The 5,926-nt window shown below is 45.6% G+C and carries 7 protein-coding genes and 1 pseudogene; 4 read left to right on the plus strand and 4 right to left on the minus strand.

The window, feature by feature from the left end:
• Positions 1-232 precede the first annotated feature (232 nt).
• Positions 233-868, plus strand: coding sequence for a precorrin-8X methylmutase (locus LYNGBM3L_RS01760; protein WP_008178322.1), 636 nt, complete (start codon positions 233-235; stop codon positions 866-868).
• A gap of 154 nt (positions 869-1,022) precedes the next feature.
• Positions 1,023-1,496: a hypothetical protein gene (locus LYNGBM3L_RS01765; RefSeq protein ID WP_008178324.1), complete on the plus strand. Its 474-nt coding sequence runs from the start codon at positions 1,023-1,025 to the stop codon at positions 1,494-1,496.
• Positions 1,497-1,499: 3 nt separating this feature from the next.
• Here the strand turns inward: LYNGBM3L_RS01765 and LYNGBM3L_RS01770 are convergent, their stop codons facing one another.
• The 3 genes from LYNGBM3L_RS01770 to LYNGBM3L_RS01775 all read right to left on the minus strand — a co-directional run bounded on the left by LYNGBM3L_RS01770 (position 1,500) and on the right by LYNGBM3L_RS01775 (position 4,085).
• Complete coding sequence (locus tag LYNGBM3L_RS01770; protein ID WP_008178326.1) at positions 1,500-1,760, minus strand: hypothetical protein; 261 nt, start codon at positions 1,758-1,760, stop codon at positions 1,500-1,502.
• A 114-nt stretch (positions 1,761-1,874) separates the two neighbouring features.
• Positions 1,875-2,024: a hypothetical protein gene (locus LYNGBM3L_RS42625; protein WP_154659649.1), complete on the minus strand. Its 150-nt coding sequence runs from the start codon at positions 2,022-2,024 to the stop codon at positions 1,875-1,877.
• Positions 2,025-2,201: 177 nt separating this feature from the next.
• Positions 2,202-4,085: an alpha/beta hydrolase gene (locus LYNGBM3L_RS01775; RefSeq protein ID WP_008178327.1), complete on the minus strand. Its 1,884-nt coding sequence runs from the start codon at positions 4,083-4,085 to the stop codon at positions 2,202-2,204.
• A 311-nt stretch (positions 4,086-4,396) separates the two neighbouring features.
• On the opposite strand from LYNGBM3L_RS01775, the gene LYNGBM3L_RS48275 reads away from it, so the two are divergent.
• Positions 4,397-4,525: a hypothetical protein gene (locus tag LYNGBM3L_RS48275; RefSeq protein ID WP_267871967.1), complete on the plus strand. Its 129-nt coding sequence runs from the start codon at positions 4,397-4,399 to the stop codon at positions 4,523-4,525.
• Here LYNGBM3L_RS48275 and LYNGBM3L_RS34600 read toward each other — a convergent pair whose 3' ends face one another.
• The gene (locus LYNGBM3L_RS34600; RefSeq protein WP_008178328.1) at positions 4,526-5,248 is read right to left on the minus strand and encodes a pentapeptide repeat-containing protein; all 723 of its coding nucleotides are present in this window, start codon (positions 5,246-5,248) and stop codon (positions 4,526-4,528) included. It abuts the gene before it with no gap.
• 322 nt (positions 5,249-5,570) lie between these two features.
• Here LYNGBM3L_RS34600 and LYNGBM3L_RS39435 point away from each other — a divergent pair.
• Positions 5,571-5,926 (plus strand): annotated as a pseudogene (locus LYNGBM3L_RS39435) (hypothetical protein); the annotation flags it as partial.

The raw sequence follows: 5,926 nt of genomic DNA on the forward strand, positions 1-5,926 counted from the left end.
ATTGCCTATTGCCTATTGCCTATTGCCCTATTGCCTATTGCCTATTGCCTCTTGCCTCTTGCCTATTGCCTCTTGCCTCTTGCCTATTGCCTGTTACCGATTCCCGATTCCCGATTCCCGATTCCCGATTCCCGATTCCCTGTTCCCGATTCCCTGTTCCCTAATATGAAAACCCCTATAGCAAGCAGAATAATGTCAAAATAATCACAACCAGTTTGTCTGAAGAGTCCTCATGGAATGGCATATAACTGATGCTCAAAGTCTGGCAATTATTGACCGTGAAATAGGCGAGCATGTCTTTTCACCAGCGGAATACGAGATTGTGCGGCGGGTGATTTATGCCACAGCCGACTTTGAGTATAAGTCTCTGATTCATTTTTCTGAGCGGGCATTACAAGCAGGAGCAGCAGCTCTAGCTGCTCGTAGCACAATTGTAGTGGATGTGCCAATGGTACAAGTAGGGATCACTCCCCACATTCAAGATACCTTTGCTAATCCTGTGTATTGCAGCATGGAAACCCTCACTCGTCCTCAAAAAGAAAAGACTAAGGCAGCCTGGGGGATGCAAACCTTAGCTAGACGCTATCCAGAAGGAATTTTTGTGATTGGTCAAGCTCAGACAGCTTTAACAGTATTGGTGGAGTTGATTGAGGCAGAGGAAATTCGACCAGCCTTGGTGATTGGGGTACCTGCGGGATTTGTCGAGGTGGATGTGGCTAAATCTCGGTTGACGGACTCTTTGATTCCCCACATTCGGATTGATGGTCGTAAGGGTTCTGCGGTAGTGGCTGCTGCTATTGTTGATGGCTTAGTAGACTTGGCTTGGCAAGCCTATGGCCAGGATGATATTGACTTCTCACACGCCTAAAAGGGCGTTGCCCAATTGTGGAATAATCGAGAATAACGGGTAATCGGTAATCGGTAATCACCTTCGGTCAAGCTCATTGACCGCAACCCTCTGTTGGTGATCGATCAAAATTTGGCTAAGATCCTGTCAGCAACGGTTTAGCAAAGGGATAAGGATGGCAACTGCGGTTAAACTAATAGCTCCAGGTTTTTGTGTAAAGTACCCGAAAACCCCCTGGAGTGTGATATATGTCGAAGATGCTTCAGGCAAGTTTCATTTCCGCCTTAGTAGTCGAGACTTCAAATTTGAACCCCGCGATCGCTACCGTTACCCAACTCATGAGGCGGCTAAACGGGCAGCATTGTGTTTTCTGGAATTACTCAAACGTATAGAGCGATCGCGGATGCGCATGAGCATTCTGCTAGAAATTGGTATTCTTAAATTTCCCCGACAGACCTATCACTCCTATGAAATCTGGTTATTGATTGATCGCACTCGCTATAGTTGGGAGGTAATAACAGCCAATGGTTTTTGTTTCCGCTCCCAGCGCTGGTACAAAAATCCTAACAGTCCGATTCTTAAAGCCAAGAAACATATTGACCGGGAGCTAGCGATCTATCAAATCAAAGATGTGGTTGGCTGGGTTTAGTGACTAATGACTATCATCAGTATCAAAACACTTATGCCCGATAGTGCCATCAGGAAATAAGAAAAGAGGACAAAACGGTAATTTTATGGGTATGCTCACAATTGTCGTAGGCTCCTGCTGCGGTTGATCATTATGAGGCCAACGAATCCTGCGACTTGTACCACCGACAACATCAGTTATTTTATGATCACTACTGTCAGAAACAAAGCTGTCACTCTCTAACCTCTCGGTGAAACCTAAATCAGAGATTTCCATGATAGCCATATATCCAATTTATTTCTATTGATTGTTTATATAAACTTCCCCCATAGCTAATAGAAAAGTCTTGCCATATTGGCCATAAGTTACAAAACTTTAAAATTGTCAACTATCAATTAATTAAGGGAATCGGGAATCGGGAATCGGGAATCCGGAATCGGGAATCGGGAATCGGGAATCCGGAGTAGGGAATCGGGAATCGGGAATCGGGAAAACTAGACCTCTTGCAAAAATAAATATGAAATCAAAATCTATCCCTTTTGTATGCATGCCTTTTGCCTTGTCAACACCCACGGTTTATGAGACTTATGCAAGAGGTCTACTGATCTGACTCCCCATCTCCCCATCTCCCCATCTCCCCATCTCCCCACACTCCCTATTCCCTATTCCCTATTCCCTATTCCCGACTCCCGACTCCCGACTCCCGACTCCCTAAAACTATATAGCTTAACTGATGCGAGTTGCTTTTTCGCGGTACTTGTTGATAAGTTTATTGAACAATTGATTCAGCTGTCCAATGCAAAAACTATTCGGAGTCATCATTTTAGTGTTAGGATAAAAATAGAATTTATTTGAGCTGATCGACCCATAATTTACGTCCTTAAAGTTAATAGCAACCTGCTGATTTCCCACGGATAGAACTTGAAACCAAGTCGCTATCGTAGGGGGTAATTTTTTACTCAGACGCAAGGAAATTTTGGGACTCGAAAGAGATTGAGCGTAGGCTGGGGTTAAAAATGGTTCATAGCGTTCAGCTTCTGGAGTTAGCTGCTTAATAAAGGCTAAACTTACACCTTTGACCAGTTGCCGCAGGCTATGGGCATCGTCTCCAACCACTTCTTTGACTAACGTACTTCTAGCGATCGCATCGTTAAGATTCTTCGGGTCAGTCACACTGAGGTGAGTGCCACCAATGGCGCTAATCAAATACTTAGAACCCCCCAACTGATTAAAAGACCGTAACTGATGGTCTAGAGCTGGTGTAATGGCATCCTCTGTGCCCGTTAACATTAAGGTTGGTACAGTAACTTGACGCAAACCCTTAGTACCAAACAAACGCCCGGTTACACTATTCAAAGCGATCGCTTGCACCACTCGCTGATCAGTAAGATTAACCTCGTCTTCTGGTAAATCAGCCGCTGCACATTGGAACCAATCTGCTGGGGATCTGCCCACAGGAGAGCGATTTTTACAAAACCGTCGCAGTTCCTCTAAATTGAGTTTTCCCCCAGCCAACGCTAAAGCCGTGTAGCCCCCCAAGGAATGACCAATAATTGTAACTTGTTGAGTATTCAGTTTACCAAGCATGGTAGAATATCTATCGTTGATGTCAGCCAACTCATCCAGGAGAAAGCTGACATCTTTGGGACGGTCAATAAACTCCCCCGGAGGTAACAAATCCCCAAGTTTACCAGGTGCTGACAAACTGTTAATCCTGGTAAAGTTGCTGCCAGGATGCTCTAGGGAAGCTACAGTAAGGCCATGGGAGGCTAGATGGCGTGCTAAATATCTCAGAAATTTGCGGTCTGCAGCAAATCCGTGGGAGAGAACTACCATTGGTCCAGTGGTATCCTCAGCCCAGTATAGATCTACAATAATAGTACGTTGCCGTTGTCGGTCTCTTAGTCTTAGTTTACGCTGTTTAACCAATTGGGGACCGGAAGTAGCAGGGTCAAATCTAGGGCGAAAGGTGGCAGCGTCCGCAACAGCCAAATCTTGCTCTAAGATCGGACCAACTGCTAAACTTTTCCAATAAGAGGCATTAAGTTGTAGGGCAATCCCAACAGCAGACGAAGCATCCAAAGTGATCTTTTCTCCTGGGTAAGCCCGTAAGAAACTCAGCACACTTAAACCATTAACTTGCCTTGCTCCTAACAACAGAGCAGCTTTTAATTGCTCTAAACTACTATCGGGGAGTGCTAACCCTAGTCTGTCCAACAACCGTGCGCCATCGCTGGAGAGGAGAAGGTCATTGATAAAGGTTTCTGTGGTCTTAGGGTTGAGTTTGAGGCTATTGGTCAAAATCTTCCGAATCTGTGGCGTGAGGATATCTCGATAGGGTTGCAGTGCTGGTGATAACTCCCCTGTCTCAGCAAACGTTTCTAATTCCTTGATAGCGACAGATTGCTCAAATGGCCCTAAGCGTAGAGTGAGATACTCAGCGGCAAAAACTGGTGGGGTAATTGCCCAAAACAGAGTCACAAAGAGACTACCTAGAGCACCCTGTCTGATTTTTTTAATTTGACCTATTGAACCATTACAGTGTTTTTTCTTCACAGAAGATTCAGAGGTATGGCCGCGATCAGACCATGGCAGCTGAAAATTGATCATTAGCGATGTATGCAGAATGTGAGTGCGGATATTTCGATCAAAGCCGACTTAATCAAGACTCGACAAGCCCATCGAAATATTTTTTCTGCAGCACTTCTGCACTAAAGGGTAAGCTATCAGCTATTAGCTATTAGCGTGTCGCGTATCAGTTCTCAGCTATTAGCTATCAGTTATCCGCTATCAGCTATCAGCTATCAGCCATCAGCTATCAGCCTATGGGCTACTTTAGGTGCTACTTTAGGTGCTATCAGCGCTCAGGCAAAGGCTGACCGCTGACCGCTGACTCCTGACCGCTGACTGCTGACTACTGAATGCTTACTATTAATGAAGTAGACACACCTATTTCTTCCCGATTCCCCACTCCCGACTCCCGACTCCCGATTCCCTACTCCCGACTCCCGACTCCCGACTCCCGACTCCCTACTCCCTTTCCCAAATAACTAAATACTCGTATTTAATATCACTCCATCAAGTTCCGCTTCAATCAGATTAGCCCCCTGAAGGTTGGCATGAGTTAAATCAGCTCCGGTAAGATTCGCTTTTCTGAGGTTGGTTTCACTAAGGTTAGCTTCTCTGAGGTTGGTATAACTAAGATTAGCTTGACTAAGGTTAGCCCCTTTCAGATTCGCCTTCACCAGATCTGCTCCTGTTAAATTAGCTTTATCAAAATTACTACCAATCAGTTGAGCTTCATTAAGATTAGCCCCAGTCATCACCGCTTCAGTGAAGTTGACCCTACTCAGATTGGCTTTGGTGAAATTCACAGCAATCAGGTTAGTTCTAAACAGATTAGCTCCCTCAAGGTCTGCCAGAGAAAAGTTAACCCTAATTAGATTAGCGTCTTCCAAAGATGTCATAGTCAGGTCTGCTCTTTGGAAGGATGTACGGGTAAGCTTGGCTCTATTCAAGTAAGCGTGACGAAGAATAGCTTTATCAAATATTGCCCCAACGACACAAGCCTCAGTCAGGTCAGTATAAATCAGCAATGACCCACTCAAGTTAGCTCCCATTAGCTCTGCTTGAAAGAGATTGAAACCATTGAGGTTTTGCCCACTCAGGTCTACTTCCATCAGGTCAGGGATCAGTTTGGGATGATTGTCTCTCCATTGATTCCAGAGTTTTAGACCCTGCTCAAGCTCAGCCAGATGGGTAGGTTCCGCCATGTAGTTGATTAGTCCTCTAGGTAACAATTCTTAATAAAGTATTAAATTTAATGTAACATAGCGAAAATAAAGTTTACATTTTTGTTAAGATTTTTAAGACTGTCAGCAGCTTTTGTATAAAATGGCGGCCTAAAAAGCCACACCCAAGCTATTACGGCTTGGGTGCAACTATTGTTTGAAGACCAGACATTGGCGAAACAGCGACTTGGACAGGACTTACCCAAAACTGGGCACCAAACCCTACAGGTAGAGTTACTGCGTAAGTCCTAAAGTATTTCTAGGGGTCGGTTGGCGTTATTTGGGCAGGACGGTAAATTAAATTATGCGATCGCATCCCGACTCCCGACTGCCGAGTCGATGCGATCGCATCCATAATCTCTGTCCCGATTTCCCGATTCCCGACTCCCGACTCCCGATTCCCGACTCCCGACTGCCGAGTCGATGCGATCGCATCCATAATCTCTGTCCCGATTTCCCGATTCCCGACTCCCGACTCCCGATTCCCGACTCCCGACTGCCGAGTCGATGCGATCGCATCCATAATCTCTGTCCCGATTTCCCGATTCCCGACTCCCGACTCCCGATTCCCGACTCCCGACTGCCGAGTCGATGCGATCGCATCCATAATCTCTGTCCCGATTTCCCGATTCCCGACTCCCGACTCCCGATTCCCGAGTC

Source organism: Moorena producens 3L, assembly GCF_000211815.1.
Taxonomy (GTDB): Bacteria; Cyanobacteriota; Cyanobacteriia; order Cyanobacteriales; family Coleofasciculaceae; genus Moorena; species Moorena producens.